The sequence below is a fragment of the Citrobacter sp. CK198 genome (genome assembly GCF_030333295.1).
GTDB lineage: Bacteria > Pseudomonadota > Gammaproteobacteria > Enterobacterales > Enterobacteriaceae > Citrobacter_B > Citrobacter_B koseri.
In genome coordinates, this window is record NZ_JAOWGE010000036.1 from 19,619 (window position 1) to 36,564 (window position 16,946).

18 protein-coding genes are annotated in these 16,946 nt (G+C 54.9%); 5 read left to right on the top strand and 13 right to left on the bottom strand.

Going from position 1 to position 16,946, the window contains the following annotated elements:
* Nucleotides 1–5: 5 nt before the first annotated feature.
* From yggU to OGY62_RS21105, 3 genes are read right to left on the bottom strand one after another with little or no spacing between them, the layout of a single operon-like run.
* Nucleotides 6–296, bottom strand: coding sequence for a DUF167 family protein YggU (yggU, locus tag OGY62_RS21095; protein ID WP_012135069.1), 291 nt, complete (start codon nucleotides 294–296; stop codon nucleotides 6–8).
* Nucleotides 293–859: a YggT family protein gene (locus OGY62_RS21100; protein WP_012135068.1), complete on the bottom strand. Its 567-nt coding sequence runs from the start codon at nucleotides 857–859 to the stop codon at nucleotides 293–295. The genes yggU and OGY62_RS21100 overlap by 4 nt, the downstream gene beginning before the upstream one ends.
* A gap of 18 nt (nucleotides 860–877) precedes the next feature.
* Nucleotides 878–1,582: a YggS family pyridoxal phosphate-dependent enzyme gene (locus OGY62_RS21105; RefSeq protein ID WP_049010785.1), complete on the bottom strand. Its 705-nt coding sequence runs from the start codon at nucleotides 1,580–1,582 to the stop codon at nucleotides 878–880.
* A gap of 17 nt (nucleotides 1,583–1,599) precedes the next feature.
* On the opposite strand from OGY62_RS21105, the gene OGY62_RS21110 reads away from it, so the two are divergent.
* Nucleotides 1,600–2,580: a type IV pilus twitching motility protein PilT gene (locus OGY62_RS21110; protein ID WP_286460506.1), complete on the top strand. Its 981-nt coding sequence runs from the start codon at nucleotides 1,600–1,602 to the stop codon at nucleotides 2,578–2,580.
* A gap of 149 nt (nucleotides 2,581–2,729) precedes the next feature.
* On the opposite strand, the gene ruvX is transcribed toward OGY62_RS21110, so the two are convergent.
* The 8 genes from ruvX to metK all read right to left on the bottom strand — a co-directional run bounded on the left by ruvX (nucleotide 2,730) and on the right by metK (nucleotide 10,079).
* On the bottom strand, nucleotides 2,730–3,146 hold the full coding sequence (gene ruvX / locus OGY62_RS21115; protein ID WP_071257864.1) for a Holliday junction resolvase RuvX: 417 nt from the start codon (nucleotides 3,144–3,146) through the stop codon (nucleotides 2,730–2,732).
* Nucleotides 3,146–3,709 carry a YqgE/AlgH family protein gene (locus OGY62_RS21120; protein WP_012135063.1) on the bottom strand — a complete coding sequence of 188 codons (564 nt, stop codon included), beginning with the start codon at nucleotides 3,707–3,709 and terminating at the stop codon, nucleotides 3,146–3,148. The genes ruvX and OGY62_RS21120 overlap by 1 nt, the downstream gene beginning before the upstream one ends.
* Before the next feature lie 176 nt (nucleotides 3,710–3,885).
* Nucleotides 3,886–4,833, bottom strand: a complete 948-nt coding sequence (gshB, locus tag OGY62_RS21125) for a glutathione synthase (protein ID WP_047461353.1) — start codon at nucleotides 4,831–4,833, stop codon at nucleotides 3,886–3,888.
* 12 nt (nucleotides 4,834–4,845) lie between these two features.
* A complete protein-coding gene (gene rsmE / locus OGY62_RS21130; RefSeq protein WP_047463935.1) occupies nucleotides 4,846–5,577 on the bottom strand; it encodes a 16S rRNA (uracil(1498)-N(3))-methyltransferase in 732 nt (243 codons plus the stop codon).
* 77 nt (nucleotides 5,578–5,654) lie between these two features.
* Nucleotides 5,655–6,362 (bottom strand): deoxyribonuclease I, encoded by a 708-nt coding sequence (gene endA / locus OGY62_RS21135; RefSeq protein WP_012135060.1) that lies wholly within the window; start codon nucleotides 6,360–6,362, stop codon nucleotides 5,655–5,657.
* Between the two features lie 94 nt (nucleotides 6,363–6,456).
* On the bottom strand, nucleotides 6,457–6,954 hold the full coding sequence (locus tag OGY62_RS21140) for a SprT family zinc-dependent metalloprotease (protein ID WP_024130936.1): 498 nt from the start codon (nucleotides 6,952–6,954) through the stop codon (nucleotides 6,457–6,459).
* 158 nt (nucleotides 6,955–7,112) lie between these two features.
* Nucleotides 7,113–8,507 (bottom strand): galactose/proton symporter, encoded by a 1,395-nt coding sequence (gene galP, locus OGY62_RS21145; RefSeq protein WP_012135058.1) that lies wholly within the window; start codon nucleotides 8,505–8,507, stop codon nucleotides 7,113–7,115.
* A 417-nt stretch (nucleotides 8,508–8,924) separates the two neighbouring features.
* Nucleotides 8,925–10,079: a methionine adenosyltransferase gene (gene metK, locus OGY62_RS21150; RefSeq protein WP_012135057.1), complete on the bottom strand. Its 1,155-nt coding sequence runs from the start codon at nucleotides 10,077–10,079 to the stop codon at nucleotides 8,925–8,927.
* Between the two features lie 415 nt (nucleotides 10,080–10,494).
* Here metK and yqgG point away from each other — a divergent pair, with 415 nt between their 5' ends.
* From yqgG to speB, 4 genes are all read left to right on the top strand, one after another.
* Nucleotides 10,495–10,632, top strand: a complete 138-nt coding sequence (gene yqgG, locus OGY62_RS21155; protein ID WP_269475138.1) for a small protein YqgG — start codon at nucleotides 10,495–10,497, stop codon at nucleotides 10,630–10,632.
* Between the two features lie 97 nt (nucleotides 10,633–10,729).
* Complete coding sequence (yqgB, locus tag OGY62_RS21160; protein WP_047463939.1) at nucleotides 10,730–10,861, top strand: acid stress response protein YqgB; 132 nt, start codon at nucleotides 10,730–10,732, stop codon at nucleotides 10,859–10,861.
* 8 nt (nucleotides 10,862–10,869) lie between these two features.
* Nucleotides 10,870–12,846 carry a biosynthetic arginine decarboxylase gene (gene speA / locus OGY62_RS21165; protein WP_024130934.1) on the top strand — a complete coding sequence of 659 codons (1,977 nt, stop codon included), beginning with the start codon at nucleotides 10,870–10,872 and terminating at the stop codon, nucleotides 12,844–12,846.
* Nucleotides 12,847–13,076: 230 nt separating this feature from the next.
* A complete protein-coding gene (gene speB, locus OGY62_RS21170) occupies nucleotides 13,077–13,997 on the top strand; it encodes an agmatinase (protein ID WP_012135054.1) in 921 nt (306 codons plus the stop codon).
* 39 nt (nucleotides 13,998–14,036) lie between these two features.
* Here speB and OGY62_RS21175 read toward each other — a convergent pair whose 3' ends face one another.
* Both OGY62_RS21175 and loiP read right to left on the bottom strand, forming a co-directional pair.
* A complete protein-coding gene (locus OGY62_RS21175) occupies nucleotides 14,037–15,305 on the bottom strand; it encodes an OprD family outer membrane porin (protein ID WP_012135053.1) in 1,269 nt (422 codons plus the stop codon).
* 693 nt (nucleotides 15,306–15,998) lie between these two features.
* Nucleotides 15,999–16,757, bottom strand: coding sequence for a metalloprotease LoiP (loiP, locus tag OGY62_RS21180; protein ID WP_049010274.1), 759 nt, complete (start codon nucleotides 16,755–16,757; stop codon nucleotides 15,999–16,001).
* Nucleotides 16,758–16,946: the final 189 nt, after the last annotated feature.

The window sequence follows — 16,946 nt, forward strand, 5'->3', positions numbered from 1 at the left end:
GATACCTAATCAGTTAACGCCGCGATTTCTGGCGGGATCTGTTGCGGATGAATGATTTTAACCTGTTTGTGGCGGCCCAGTTCGCCCTTTTCAATGACGACCTGGCTTTTCGCCACGCGGAATTGTTTGCCAAGAAACTTCACCAGATGGCTGTTGGCCTGGCCATCAACCGGCGGGGCGGTAATGGCGACTTTCACTTCGTCGCCATGTAAACCCACAATACTGTCACGGCTGGCTTTTGGCTGAATATAGAGCCGTAAAATCAGACCGTCAGCGCAGGGTGTAACGGCACTCATAGCGCCATCCACAGCCCCGGCAGCAGCATATTGCCTGTCGCCTGTAAGACTTCAGCGATGCCCATGTTGATAACATACAGCAGCAGAACCAGGATCATCGGCGAGAAGTCGATGCCGCCCATCGAAGGGAGCAGACGACGAATCGGGCGCAGCAAAGGGTCCGCCAGTTGAAGCAGAACGTATTCAATCGGGCTGCGGCCCTGGCTCACCCAGCTCATGATCGCCATCACCAGCAGTACCCAGAAAATCAGCAGGCCGATGGTTTTCAGGACGATAAGTATGGCGGCGATCCAGATAATCGGCTGGAACGTCACGACCATGAAAAGCACTATCGCTTTGATAAAGCTCAGAATAAATGCCAGCAGCATGGAGGCGCTATCAATCGGCCCCATTGGCGGAATAATACGACGCAGCGGCCCGATAATGGGTTGAGTCGCTTTCACCACAAACTGTGAGAAAGGGTTGTAAAAATCACAGCGAGCCCACTGCATCCATACGCGCAACAATAGCACCATGGTATACAGTTCAATTACCGTTGAGAGCAGGAAGGTCAACGTCTTCATGGCGTTCCTCAGTTTTCCTTAATTTTTTGTGTAATCACGCGCACCAAAAATAGCGGTGCCGATGCGCACCATCGTGCTACCTGCCGCAATTGCGGCGTCCATATCATCCGACATACCCAGAGAAAGGGTATCAACGCCAGGATAGCGCGTTTTCAGCCCGGCAAATGCTACAGCCATTTGGCGTGCAACTTCAAACTGCCTTACATAATCTGACTCAGGGGCGGGGATCGCCATCAGTCCGCGCAGCCTGATACCGGGAAGCTCAACAACGCTTGCCGCCAGAGCGTCCAGTTCCGTAAGCGGAATCCCGGACTTGCTGTTCTCATCGCTGATATTAATTTGAATCAGCACGTTCAGCGGCGGCAGACCTGCCGGGCGCTGTTCGCTCAGACGGGCGGCGATACGCAGACGATCGATCGTATGGCACCAGTCAAAATGCTCTGCCACCAGACGACTTTTGTTGGACTGCAAGGGGCCAATAAAGTGCCATTGCAGCCCTTCGACGCCGCTTTCTTTGAAGTGGCGAATTTTCTCTACCCCTTCCTGAACATAGTTTTCGCCAAACGCCCGCTGCCCGACCGCGATGGCTTCTGCGATGGCGCTCGCAGGCTTGGTTTTACTCACTGCAAGCAGCGTAACTTCTTCTGAAGACCGCCCGCAACGCGTCGCGGCGGCTGAGATTTTGTCCCGGACATGTGCCAGGTTATGCGCGATATCGTTCATTTTCCGAGGATGTTCGTATGGATATGGAAGAAATAGTGGCCCTTAGTGTAAAGCATAACGTCTCGGATCTACACCTGTGCAACGCATGGCCTGCACGCTGGCGTAAACGGGGAAAAGTGGAAATAGCCCCGTTTAGCAGCCCGAATGTCGAGGTTTTGCTGTCACAATGGCTTAACGACGCGCAGCGCCGGGCGTGGCAGGCGGATGGTCAGCTCGACTTTGCGGTGTCGCTGCCGGGCGAACTGCGGTTACGCGCCAGCGCTTTTCATCACGAGCAGGGCGCATCGCTGGCGCTGCGGTTGTTGCCCACTACGTGCCCGCAACTGGACGCGCTCCAGACGCCTGCCGCGCTACCCGCGCTCCTTGGCGGCGAGAACGGACTGATTCTGGTGACCGGGGCGACGGGAAGCGGGAAATCCACCACGCTGGCGGCAATGGTGGAATACCTCAACCAGCATCTCGATGGTCATATTCTGACGCTGGAAGATCCTATTGAGTACCGCCATACCAGCCAGCGCTGCCTGATTCAGCAGAGGGAGGTTGGCGTACACTGCCGCTCCTTTGCCGCCGGGTTACGCGCTGCACTGCGTGAAGACCCGGATGTGATTTTATTAGGCGAACTGCGCGACAGTGAGACCATTAGCCTGGCGCTGACGGCGGCGGAAACGGGGCATCTGGTTCTGGCGACGCTACATACGCGCGGCGCGGCACAGGCGGTAGAGCGGCTGGTCGACTCCTTTCCGGCGCAGGAGAAAGATCCGGTACGCAGTCAACTTGCGGGCAGCCTGCGCGCCGTGTTGTCGCAGAAGCTGGAAACCGACAGGCAGGACGGACGCGTGGCGTTATTTGAACTGCTCATCAACACGCCAGCGGTTGGCAATCTTATTCGGGAGGGGAAGATTCACCAGTTGCCCGGCGTTATTCAGACCAGCCAACAGGCGGGGATGCAGACGTTTGCCCAGAGTCTGCAACAGCGGCAGGCGCAGGGCAGGCTTTAGCGAACGGTTGTGCCGGATGGCGGCCGATGGCCTTATCCGGCCTACAAGCGTGCCCGTAGCCCGTAGGCCTGATAAGCGAAGCGCCATCAGGCGTTGATATGGAAGCTAATTTGTCAGCCTTAACGCTGCTCGCCATCAGGCAATTCGTATCAGTAACCCTGCTCGAAATAGCTTTCGAGGATGATGACGGCCGAGGCGGAATCCACTTTGCCTTTGTTGAGTGCGCGATAACCGCCCTGTTCAAACAGGCCAGAGCGCGCTTCTACGGTGCTCAGGCGTTCGTCATGCAGCGTAACCGGTACGCCAAAACGGCCATGAATGCGGTTGGCGAACTTGCGGGCGCGAGCGGTGAGGGGCTGCTCTGTGCCATCCATATTGAGCGGTAGCCCGACAATAATTTCATCCGGCTGCCACTCTTTCAGCAAACGCTCGATAATGTTCCAGTCTGGCGTTCCGTCCTGCGCTTTTATCGCTGGCAGCGCGCGGGCGGTGCCGGTGATGCGCTGTCCTATCGCTACGCCGATACTTTTGGTGCCGAAATCAAATGCGAGTAAGGTTCCGCTCATCAGGCATGCCCCGCCACACCAGGCATGGTCAGAATATCAATTCCGATTAATTTGGCCGCGTCGCGCCAGCGGTCGGCAATCGGCGTTTTGAACAGAATATTGAGATCGGCAGGGGCCGTGAGCCAGGCATTATCCATCAGCTCTTGCTCCAGTTGACCTTTATCCCATGATGAATAACCCAGCGCCACCAGCACCTCAGAGGGTTGCTCCGGTGTGCCTAACGTCTCCAGCACGTCGCGGGATGTGGTGATCACCGTATTGTCAGAAATACGAATACTGGACGAAAAGCGGGAGGGCGGAGTATGTAAAATAAATCCCCGATCTTCCGCCAGCGGCCCGCCGAGCATTACGGCTTTATCCAGACGAATTGCCGGATCGCGCGGTTCAGGCGTAATCTTCAGTTTTTCCAGAATCCCTTCAATCTGTAGATTTTCCAGAGGTTTATTAATGATAATCCCCATTGCGCCATCTTCATTGTGTTCGCAAATGTACACCACGGAGCGGCGGAAAATTGGGTCCTGGAGAGCAGGCATGGCAATAAGAAAGTGATGCTGTAAATTCATTGTCAGAGGTTCTGTATCCGGGTTCAAAAAAGCAACAGCGTCCAGTATGTGGGGAAAGCGCGAAGATGTCACCCTCTGAAAATAGCTTTGCCGGATGGCGGCTTCGTCTTATCCGGCCTGTGGGGTGAAATTCCAGGTCGGATAAGACGCGAAGGCGTCGTCATCCGGCAACTAATTTACTTCTGCAAACGCGCCTCAATGGCATCCATCAGCATTCCGGTAATCGAAACCGGGAACTCCGCTTCAATTTCACGAATACAGGTTGGGCTGGTGACGTTAATTTCGGTAAGACGATCGCCGATGATATCCAGACCCACAAAAATCAGCCCTTTCGCTTTCAGGGTTGGGCCAATGCGGCGGGCGATTTCCCAGTCGCTGTCGGTAAGCGGGCGCGGTTCGCCGCGACCACCGGCCGCCAGGTTGCCACGGGTCTCGCCGCCCTGCGGAATCCGCGCCAGGCAGTACGGAACGGGTTCGCCGTCAACAACCAGCACGCGTTTGTCGCCGTCTTTAATGGCAGGCAGGTAGTTCTGCGCCATGCAATAGCGGGTGCCATGCTCGGTCAGCGTTTCGGCGATCACGCCGAGGTTGGGGTCGCCTTCCTTCACGCGGAAGATAGACGCGCCGCCCATGCCGTCCAGCGGCTTGAGAATGATGTCGCTGTGCTTCTGCCAGAAGGCTTTCAGCTGCGCTTTGTTGCGCGTGACCAGCGTTTCCGGCGTCAGGTCGGAGAACCAGGCGGTGAACAGTTTTTCGTTGCAGTCGCGCAGGCTCTGGGGCTTATTGACGATCAGCGTGCCTTTCTCTTCCGCGCGCTCCAGAATATAAGTGGCGTAGATAAATTCGGTATCGAATGGCGGATCTTTACGCATCAGGATGACGTCCAGATCGGCCAGCGGCAGATCCTGCTCGTCGTTGAACGTATACCAGTTGTCATAGTTCTGCTCTACGCTCAGGGTACGCGTGCGGGCGCGAGCCTCACCGTTGATCAAATACAGATCGGCCATCTCCATGTAATGAAGTTCGTAGCCACGACGTTGTGCTTCCAGCAGCATAGCGAAGCTGGAATCTTTCTTGATGTTGATGCTTGCGATGGGGTCCATCACGATGCCGAGCTTGATCATTGTTCTTCTCCGTTAGCCCAGATCGCCAAAACGCACCTGTAGCGCGGTAATGGCGGTGAGCGCAGTTGTCTCAGTACGCAGAACGCGAGGTCCTAACAGGATATCAGTAAACTGGTAGCGGGCGGTCATGGCGATTTCATCTGCCGACAAACCGCCTTCCGGGCCAATCAACAGGCGTACGCGCTCCACGGGGAGCGGCAGGGTGTTGATACTGGCGCTGGCGCGCGGGTGAAGGTTCAGTTTCAGCCCCTCGTCCTGCTCGGCGCACCAGGCTTCCAGATCCATTGCCGGGCGAATTTCCGGCACCCGGTTACGACCGCACTGTTCGCAGGCGGCAATAGCGATTTTTTGCCACTGCTGGCGCTTCTTGTTCAGACGTTCGCTGTCCAGTTTAACGCCGCAGCGCTCAGAAAAAAGTGGCGTAATGAGGCTTACACCCAGTTCGATCGATTTCTGGATAGTGAATTCCATTTTTTCGCCGCGCGACATCACCTGGCCGAGGTGAATATGCAGCGGGGATTCACGATCGTCGAGGGTGGCGCTGAGCACTTTTACATCGACGCTTTTTTTGCTGGCGTTGGTTATCTCGGCGTCAAACACCTGATTGCTGCCGTCAAACAGCTGGAGCGCCTGGCCTGGCCCCATACGTAGCACGCGTCCGATATGGTTGGCGGCGTCTTCACACAGGGAGAACTGGCTGCCGGATGTGATGGGTTCAGGGTGATAAATGCGGGGAATGCGCATAATAGAAAAATCCGCGTCATCTCCCCACGCCATCTGATCGCGTGGGGCAGGGTTAAAAATATTCCCGCTAGTGTAGGTTAGCTCTTTTGCGCCTGGCAAGCGCGTTGCACGTATGGATTGTGGTTCCCTTGTACCCTGGCGATGCGTTCGTCGCGCTCGCACTCCCAGTCCGTGACCGGATACAGCTTGTTCCAGGCGTTGAAAAGCTGCGTTTGCTGACGGGAGAGCGTCAGATTGTACTGGTCGCGCATATAAAAGTAGGTACGGGCGATCGCACCACGGGCGCGAGCAGGCGGTTCGGCGATTTTTTCCTTGAAATTGACCTTCATGGCGCACTGGCCGTACTGACCTTCGCCGCCATTCCACTGGCTGTACATGAAGTTGCCGCGATCGCCATTCACCTCGCCGACGGCGGGTTGCAGATTGTGCATGTCGCTCTCCATCTTGCGGTAGACAGGATCTTTCGCACAGTTTTTTCGCCCGCCGTCCTGCCAGCACTGACGCTGGTGGCCGAACTGCCAGGCGGGTACGACGTGTTCCCATTCAATGCGGCTGGCGCGGTTTTCATTTTTTCGGACTTTATAGCCGCAGGAGGCGAGATCCACGACGCCTTTTTTACCCTGCCAGTTAATTTTACACCCGCAGTAGAAATCGCCGGGAACATCGGCATTGACTTTTACCCCGGCGGTTTTGGCCTGAGAAAAACTGTTGATGCCTGTAGCCAGCACCTGCCCTGAGAGCATCATCGCCAACAACGCTGCGGCAAAAGAGAAATTACGGTACATCACGAACTCCGTGTCAAAACGAGCCCGCAACGTAGCGAAAGTTGTTCTTGTATGCAATCAGGCAGATCAGAAAAGTTCCTGATTATTCTGGCGATTATTCAGCAATAAGCGGTTCGCCGCAGTGAACGCAGCGGTAGGTGGCTTCACCGCGCACGATGCGATTATGGCGGCGCACGGTGAGCTGATGCTGCTGACATTTACAGCGGTAGGTAAAGGTATTGCGGCGAACGGATTGCAGTTCAAACTGATGCGTGCGTCTGGCAGGGACGCCCAGTACGCTTTCCATCATCCATTTCCACTCTTTGCCGTGCGGCGCAACCCGGCCAAAATGCTTCCAGACCAGCAAATGCGCCAGTTCGTGCGGCACCACTTCATTAACGAACGCGTCGACGTTTTCCATCAATAGCACAGGATTGAGACGGATTTCGTAGGTTTGTAGCCATGCTGTTCCCGCAGCAGTTCCACGTTGTTGATAAACCAGCCTGGGTTCCGGGTAATGACGTTCCAGTTTGAGATTGGCCTGGGCGAGTTTTTCCCGCAGGCTGCGCATGACGGCTTGCTGGACAGCGATAGGGAGACGGGAGGTTTTCATAACGACAGAGGATAATGGGAGGTGATGGAGACTGCAAGAGGGACGCTTCACCCCGCTAAGTTTTGCCGGATGGCGGCCGACAAACCGCGCTGCGTTCAACTGAGTGCAGTAGGCCCGATAAGCTTGCGCCATCGGGCACTTACCGCTAATTATCAGCGTTAGTCGTGAGCGCCGATTTCGCGCAGCTTACGGCCTTTCATCAGGTTACGTTCAATGTGTTCCAGAGAGACGTGTTTGGTTTCAGGAACCAGCCAGATGGTCAGGATGATGAAGAACAGGTTCAGACCGGCATAGACCCAGAAGGTGTTTGCGTTGCCCAGCGTGTTGAGCATGGTCAGGAACGTTGCGCCGACGATCATATTGGCGATCCAGTTGGTGGCGGTAGAGCAGGTGATACCGAAATCGCGGCCTTTCAGCGGCTGAATTTCAGAGCACAGTACCCAAATCAGCGGGCCGGCGCTCATCGCGAACCCGATGATAAACATCAGCAGCATGGCGATAGCGAAGTATTGCGCTGACGGCGAGTGAATGCCGATATGCATCATGGTGCCGAGAGTGCCCATGCCGATAGCCATGACCAGGAAGCCCAGCGTCAGCGTTGGTTTACGCCCCCAGCGGTCTACCAGGCCGATAGCGATAAAGGTGGCCAGCACGTTCGTCAGGCCAACGATAACGGTGCCCCACATCTGCTCGGTGGTATTGGTATAACCTGCCAGTTCAAAGATTTTCGGCGCGTAGTACATGATGACGTTCATCCCGGTGAACTGTTGCATCACCTGCAAAAGCACCCCGAGGAACACCGCGCGACGGAAGTTACTGTTCTCTTTAAACAGCGCCCAGCCGCTCTGTTTTACTTGCAGACTTTCACGGATCTCATCCAGCTCGCGTTTGGCTTCTGCGCTGGTATCGCGCAGGCGCAGCAGTACGCGTTCGGCATCAATAAAGCGACGTTTCGCCGCGAACCAGCGCGGGCTGTCCGGCAGGAAGAACACGCCGATCAGCAGCAGAATGGCCGGAATGATGATCACGCCCAGCATCCAGCGCCATGCGCCGCTGTAGCTGAACGCGGTGTCAGACAGATAGGCGCCAAGAATACCGATGGTGATCATCAACTGGTACATGGAGATCATACTGCCACGAATTTTCTCCGGCGCGATCTCAGACAGGTACAGCGGGGCGGTGTAGGACGCGACGCCAACGGCCAGGCCTAACAGCACGCGGGAAACGATCAGCACCTCAACGTTAGGCGCGGCGGCGGAAAACAGCGAACCGGCCACAAACAGGATCGCGCCGATCATCAGGCTTTTCTTACGACCTAATTTGAAGGAGAGCCAGCCGCTGCCGACGGCACCGACGGCGGCGCCGAACATCATCGAACTGACCACCCACTCCTGAGTGTGCGCGGTAATCTGGAATTCGTCAGTGATGAAGGGTAAAGCACCGGCGATAACGCCGATATCCAGGCCAAAAAGTAATCCTGCCAGGGCTGCAAGAAAGCAGACAAAAAATGTCATGGCCTTGTTTGAACGCCCCTGTTTTTTATTGTCAGGCATGATGCCTCCGGTTGGGTTGCCAGTTTTGTTGATGCTAAGGGTAGGTGAGTGGCCCGCAAAAATATGTGATTCGAATCACGTTAGTGTAATCGTTTACACTAGCATTTGATGGTGGAAGTAATTAATGCTTTGAAAACATAGAGGTAAGTGAGGCGATTTGTATCGCGAATACGCACATTTAAGACTTAACTGAAAAAAATGTAACATCAGAAGAAAAACGATCATGCAAAAGGATTATTTTCAAAGCGTGGCTTATAGAATGGAGGGTAAACGGTTTCATTAATCGCCGGGTGACGGCTACGCCAAAACGACAGAACCTGTAGGCCCGTGCAAGCGAAGCGACTCCGGGCAAAAGATGCGCGCACAAATACAAAAGGCCAGCACGAGGCTGGCCTTAAAAAAAGCAACGTCAGTAAATTACTTCAGACCTGCGGCATCACGCAGCAGCTGCGCCTTGTCGGTTTTTTCCCACGGGAAATGTTCGCGGCCAAAGTGACCGTATGCAGCGGTTTCTTTGTAGATCGGGTGCAGCAGATCCAGCATCTGAATCAGGCCGTACGGACGCAAGTCAAAGAATTCGCGTACCAGCAGGGTCAGCTGTTCAGAAGGCACTTTTTCAGTACCGAAGGTTTCAACCATGATAGAGGTCGGTTCAGCCACGCCGATAGCGTAAGAAACCTGAATCTCACAACGGTCAGCCAGACCTGCGGCAACGATGTTTTTCGCAACATAACGCGCGGCGTAGGCTGCGGAACGGTCAACCTTAGACGGGTCCTTACCGGAGAATGCGCCGCCGCCGTGACGCGCCATACCGCCGTAGGTATCCACGATAATCTTACGACCGGTCAGACCGCAGTCGCCCATCGGGCCGCCGATAACAAAACGACCGGTTGGGTTGATGAAGAATTTCGTCGACGCGTTCAGCCATTCTGACGGCAGGATCGGCTTGATGATCTCTTCCATCACCGCTTCCTGAAGCGATTTCTGGTCAATTTCTTCAGCGTGCTGAGTAGACAGCACTACCGCGTCGATGCCGACAATTTTGCCGTCGTCATACTGGAAAGTGACCTGACTTTTCGCATCCGGGCGCAGCCACGGCAGCGTGCCGTTTTTACGCACTTCAGCCTGACGCTGTACCAGACGGTGCGCGTAGGTGATCGGCGCTGGCATCAGCACGTCAGTTTCATTGGTCGCGTAACCGAACATCAGGCCCTGGTCGCCCGCGCCCTGTTCCAGCGGATCGGCACGGTCAACGCCCTGGTTGATATCCGGGGACTGTTTGCCGATAGCGCTCAGCACGGCGCAAGAGTTGGCGTCAAAGCCCATGTCGGAATGCACATAGCCAATCTCACGGACCGTGTTACGGGTGATCTCTTCGATATCAACCCATGCGCTGGTCGTGATCTCACCGCCAACTAAAACCATACCGGTTTTAACGTAGGTTTCGCATGCGACGCGCGCTTTCGGATCCTGTTCCAGGATCGCATCCAGCACGGCATCAGAGATTTGGTCAGCAATTTTGTCAGGATGCCCTTCTGATACGGACTCGGACGTAAAAAGGTGTTTTGCCATGTTTTATTTCACCTAAGGAGAATTTGGTTAGCTCAAACTGTTGTGTGGAATAGCCAAAGCAGAGGATTCTACCAAGGCTTGCAGGTTGATGACACTAGCAGTCTGAGTGTTAATCAGTATGGATGGATTAACATCTGGATGGCTATTTTAGGTCACTTCTTCACCCGATTTCCAGTTTTTTTTGAATCAACTCCCGTTGCGTTGAAAACACGACTGGAAATTTTTCAGGACACTGCTGGCAATGTGCGCATTTATGCTTTGCATTTTTCCCCTCTTGTCGGTATAAAACGCGGCGCGCGGCTCATACTAAAAAGCACACGACGGATTCCTCGTGTCGCCACTTCCAGCCGGGCTAAAACGTTGCTTTGGCTTAGAGGCTTGTCTTACGGGGCGGCCGTGGAGGTGATACGAGATAATGAACCGTTGTATTCTGCTGAATCTGTCGCACCGTTCTGGTGTGCGCATGTCCCCCGCAATCTGCATCTCTGCTTTGCATACCTGCCGATGTTATACCCATCTCGGCGCTTCTCAGGACTCCAGAGCCGGTCGGTAACGGAAGACTGAACAAGGGCGCTCTTGTTGAAACAAGAGTTTTCTCGTGGTTTCGCCGAACCGTCATACTTAAGTTCGGTTACGTGTTTTACAATGATATGAAAAAGAAACCGGTCGCGCAGGCGGAGCGTCAGCACTATCTGCTGGAAAATACGTCTGTTTATGGGTTGTTATCGCGTCTACGGATTGCGATAGTAGTCAACTGTTTTACACTTGTTAATAAAATTTGAGGTTCGCTATGTCTGACGACATGTCTATGGGTTCGCCTTCGTCAGCAGGCGAACAGGGTGTACTACGCTCCATGCAGGAGGTTGCAATGAGCTCCCAGGAAGCCAGCAAGATGCTGCGTACTTACAATATTGCCTGGTGGGGCAATAACTACTACGACGTCAACGAACTGGGACACATCAGCGTGTGCCCGGACCCTGACGTCCCTCAGGCGCGCGTCGATCTCGCCAAACTGGTGAAAGCTCGCGAAGCGCAAGGCCAGCGTCTGCCTGCGTTGTTCTGCTTCCCGCAGATCCTGCAACACCGTCTGCGCTCCATTAACGCGGCGTTTAAACGCGCGCGTGAATCCTACGGTTATAACGGCGACTACTTCCTCGTTTATCCGATCAAGGTCAACCAGCACCGCCGGGTGATTGAATCGCTGATTCACTCCGGCGAACCGCTGGGGCTGGAAGCCGGTTCGAAGGCGGAGCTGATGGCGGTTCTGGCGCACGCCGGAATGACCCGCAGCGTGATCGTCTGTAACGGCTACAAAGACCGTGAATACATCCGTCTGGCGCTGATTGGCGAAAAGATGGGCCACAAGGTCTACCTGGTCATCGAGAAGATGTCAGAAATCGCTATCGTGCTGGATGAAGCCGAGCGTCTGAACGTGATCCCGCGCCTGGGCGTGCGTGCGCGTCTGGCCTCGCAGGGTTCCGGTAAATGGCAGTCTTCCGGCGGCGAAAAATCCAAATTCGGCCTGGCGGCGACGCAGGTGTTGCAACTGGTTGAAACCCTGCGTGAAGCCGGGCGACTGGACAGCCTGCAACTGCTGCATTTCCACCTCGGTTCGCAGATGGCGAATATCCGCGACATTGCCACCGGCGTGCGCGAATCCGCCCGTTTCTACGTTGAATTGCATAAACTGGGCGTCAACATTCAGTGTTTCGACGTCGGCGGCGGTCTGGGCGTGGATTACGAAGGAACCCGCTCGCAGTCTGATTGCTCCGTGAACTACGGCCTGAACGAATACGCCAACAACATCATCTGGGCGATTGGCGATGCGTGTGAAGAACACGGTCTGCCGCACCCAACGGTGATCACCGAGTCTGGCCGTGCGGTAACTGCGCACCATACCGTGCTGGTATCGAACATTATCGGCGTGGAGCGTAACGAATATACCGTGCCTACCGCGCCTGCCGACGACGCGCCGCGCGCGTTGCAGAGCATGTGGGAAACCTGGCAGGAGATGCACGAGCCGGGCACCCGTCGCTCGCTGCGTGAATGGCTGCACGACAGCCAGATGGACCTGCACGACATTCACATTGGCTACTCTTCCGGGACGTTCAGCTTGCAGGAACGCGCCTGGGCGGAACAGCTTTACCTGAGCATGTGCCACGAAGTACAGAAACAGCTGGACCCGCAGAACCGTGCGCATCGTCCGATCATTGATGAGTTGCAGGAACGTATGGCGGACAAAATGTACGTCAACTTCTCGCTGTTCCAGTCAATGCCGGATGCGTGGGGTATCGATCAACTGTTCCCGGTGCTGCCGCTGGAAGGGCTGGATCAGGTGCCTGAGCGCCGCGCGGTGCTGCTGGACATCACCTGTGATTCCGATGGCGCGATCGATCACTACATCGACGGTGACGGCATCGCCACCACTATGCCGATGCCGGAGTACGATCCAGAAAACCCGCCGATGCTCGGTTTCTTTATGGTCGGCGCCTATCAGGAGATCCTTGGCAACATGCACAACCTGTTCGGCGACACCGAAGCGGTTGACGTGTTTGTCTTCCCGGATGGCAGCGTGGAAGTTGAGCTGTCTGACGAAGGGGACACCGTGGCGGATATGCTGCAATACGTACAGCTCGATCCGAACACGCTGCTGACCCACTTCCGCGATCAGGTGAAGCAGACCGGTCTGGACGATGCGCTGCAACAGCAGTTCCTCGAAGAGTTTGAGACGGGGCTGTACGGGTACACTTACCTGGAAGACGAGTAGCCGCTGATGCCCGGTGGCGCTGCGCTTACCGGGCCTACGAATATAGGCCGGATACGGCGAAGCCGCCATCCGGCAGAATGCTATACTCACTTGAACCCGTATGAATTAACGGCGATAATTCGCCCCAATAAGCGATTTACGAATCAATCCCTTCCTCGTCGGGTTTAACGACGCGGAGGGGATTTTTTTTCATCTGTTTTTAATGTATCGACTTTAAAAGAGGTCAGGACATGAGCACTTTAGGTCATCAGTACGATAACTCCCTGGTTTCCAACGCCTTTGGCTTTCTGCGTCTGCCGCTGAATTTCCAGCCTTATGACAGCGACGCCGACTGGGTTATCACCGGCGTACCGTTTGATATGGCGACTTCCGGTCGTGCGGGCGGCCGCCACGGCCCGGCGGCAATCCGTCAGGTTTCCACTAACCTGGCCTGGGAGCACAACCGCTTCCCGTGGAACTTCGACATGCGCGAGCGTCTGAACGTTGTGGACTGTGGTGACCTGGTCTATGCGTTTGGCGACGCGCGCGAGATGAGTGAAAAATTGCAGGCGCATGCGGAGAAACTGCTGTCAGCCGGTAAACGTATGCTCTCCTTCGGCGGCGACCACTTCGTGACCCTGCCGCTGCTGCGCGCTCATGCAAAGCACTTTGGCAAAATGGCGCTGGTGCATTTTGACGCGCATACCGACACCTACGCGAACGGCTGCGAGTTTGACCACGGCACCATGTTCTACACTGCGCCGAAAGAGGGGTTGATTGACCCGAACCACTCCGTGCAGATTGGTATTCGTACTGAATTTGATAAAGACAACGGTTTCACCGTGCTGGATGCCTGCCAGGTGAACGATCGCGGCGTGGATGACATCATCGCGCAGGTTAATCAGATCGTTGGCGATATGCCGGTCTACCTGACCTTTGATATCGACTGTCTGGACCCGGCGTTCGCACCGGGCACAGGGACGCCGGTGATCGGCGGCCTGACCTCCGATCGCGCCATTAAACTGGTGCGCGGTCTGAAAGATCTGAACATCGTCGGGATGGATGTGGTGGAAGTGGCTCCGGCTTATGACCAGTCCGAAATCACCGCGCTGGCTGCGGCGACCCTGGCGCTGGAAATGCTCTACATTCAGGCGGCGAAAAAAGGCGAATAAGTGCTTCCCCCTCTCCGTCATCAGGAGAGGGGTTTTAACTTAAAAGATGTTAAACGGATATTCCACGTAAGCGCGAATCTCGTTGCCGCTAACGTTATAGTCGCTGGCGTTGCTGGACACGCGTAATACGGAATAGCGCAGCTTCAGTTTCAGGTCTTTTGCCATGCCGTCCTGAACCTGGTATTGCACCTGGTTGAACCACTCGTGCTCTTTGCCGTTGCTGGTTGCCGATGTTTTGATGTTATCGCCGCGAACATAAGCGGTTGTCCAGCTCAGCCCCGGTAAACCGAGACCGGCAAAATCCAGTCCATATGACGCCTGCCAGGAACGTTCGTCTTCACCGTTAAAATCAGACCAGTAAGAGTTCGCCAGCCAGATGGTGTTGCCGCCATCGCCGACGCCGCCCTGATCGCGATAGCTGCCGTAGTGATAACCGGTGCTGCCGCTGCTTTGCTGATACGCCACTTTAAAGGTATGAATATCCCAGATATAACTTGCCGCCAGGCTCCAGATGCTGTTGCTGCGGCCAGTATTCAGGCTATCGGCGTAACCGGAATCCAGACGTGAGTTGTAGCCGTTGAAGTCCAGCACCAGCTGCTGTCCGGTGCTGAAAGGCTGTTTGAAGTTCAGCCCCAGATACTGTTTGTTCAGCACATCTTCGACGTGCGAGGCATACAGGGCGCCGCTGAACTGATCGTTAAACTGGTAGCTCGCGCCGCCGAAAGAGAGGCTTTTCAGGCCGCTGTTGTGGCGGTCGTCGCTTTTGCGCTGCTCGTCGGTGAAATAACCGGCATTAATCTCCAGACCGTCGATCTCTCTGGAGGTCAACATGGTGCCGGTGAAGCTTTCAAACAGCAGACGGGAATCGTCGGCGTAGACGATCGGGAGCTGCGGACGCTGGTTGCCGTAGCTCAGGACGGTGTTGGAGATGCGCATTTTGGCGGTTGCGCCAAATTTTGCCAGATCGGATTTCGCGCGGCCGTCGCTGTCTTGTTTGAAGAAGTCGATACCGCCTGCGCCACTGCGGCCACGGCCGCCGTCCAGACGCACGCCATACTGCGCAATACCGTCAACGCCAAAGCCGATCAGACCTTCGGTATAGCCGGATTCAAAGGTGGCGACAATGCCCTGGCCCCATTCGGCTTTGTCCTGTACGCCGCCCTGATAGTCGCGGTTAATCCAGGCGTTACGTAAAAAGAGATTTAAATGGCTGTCATTAACAAAACCCTGGCTGTCGGATTGTTGGCTGGCAATGGCAGGCAATGCGGCGAATAAACTTAATGCGATTAACGATATTTCTTTTTTCACTGAGGGAACTTCTCTTTATGGATAATATCAAATTGAATTGCTGCGTTACGGATAGTTACCTGAATAATTATTGATTGCAAACATTTTGTGACAAAGGCTTACAGCCGTTGGCGTGCCGGCCATATCGGGGCTGGACTATTTTATATTTTGTCTGTGGCGTTAAAAGAAGTGATAAAACATGCCGGGGAATATAAATACTAAAATAATTCTCTATCAGAGAATAAAACGTCGAATATATCGCTACTGTTTATATTCTGATATTTAACGTTCTGTGCGCTTAAGTTATCAATTTATGCGTTATAAGAATGGGGTAATTACCATTTGAGCGCTATTCTGTCTGCCGGGAGAATATTTAGCCAGGAAGATTGTTTCCGTTCACCTGATGTTCAATATTCCTCTGAAGACTCAGTACCCGTGAACGTGCAAGGGAGGCTCGCCGCCGCCTCCCTTGCAACCCAGGCTCTCCGGCAAGGAAAATCGCCGCTGCGCGGTTCATTCGCCTTATTCCGTCTGCCTTTCGGGTCGGGGCCGAGCCTGCCGTCAACGTCTCATCGATTTTCCCGCCGGGAGCCAGGATTGTTAAGGAGGCGGCGACGAGCCTCCTTAACACGTTCGCAAATGCTATGGTTTCAGACAGGTAACGAACATAAGGCGAACGGAACAGCTAACAAGAGCTACATGTTGCTCTCGTTTTTATTTAATACCGTCTGCCGCCATTCGGTCACGAATATGCTGGGCGCGTTCGGCGGAGGCCGGGTGATCGTCAAACATGGAGCTTTGACGTCCCGCTTCCAGCTTCGCCAGTTTCTCAAAGCTGGTTGCCAGACCGGCCGGACTGATGCCGCGTTTGCGCAACAAGTCATAGGAGTAATCATCCGCCTCGGACTCCTGGCGCTGGGAGAACTGTGAGTTCACCAGTTTCTCGCCAAGATCGCCCAACTGTGACTGCGACAGACTGCCGACAATACCGCCAGCGGAAGCGGCTGCGGCGCGAACCGCGTTAGTCCCCAGCGCAACCTGCATCCCTTTCTTCACATGGCCGAGCGCAACGTGTCCCATTTCGTGGCCGATGACCGCCTCCACTTCGTTATCGGTCATGATGTCCATCAGGCCGCTATAGACGCGGATACAGCCGTTCGCCATTGCAAACGCGTTAACGTCTTTCGCCACATAGACTTTGTAATTCACCGGCTGGCCGTTGATATTGTCGCCGAGCGCAGAGGCGATTTTGCTCAGTCGCTTCGCGTATTCGCTGCTGGCCGGGGCGATCGTCGCCTTGCTGTCCATTTCCGTACATGCCTGGTCGCTGAGCGCTTTTACTTGCTCATCACTGAGGCTGTAAGCCTGAAAAGCGCCTGCACCTGAAGCGAGCAGTCCATTGGAGTCCATATTCTGGCAACCGGTCAGAACCGTCGCCATGCTCATAGCAAGCAGTAAAGCGCGAATTTTCATGTTTTCTCTTCCGCACGAAATCAGGATTGTTCTAAAAGTGCGCCTTGTGTCGATGAACCAGCGCCACGCTAAGTATAAAGAAAAGAACGACAAGGGGGTGAGCAGATTGCGCAACATGCGAACACGATCCGGAGATTTCTGAAGCGGCGAAAGGATGCTCCATGTACATGGCTCGCGGCTTGGGTTACA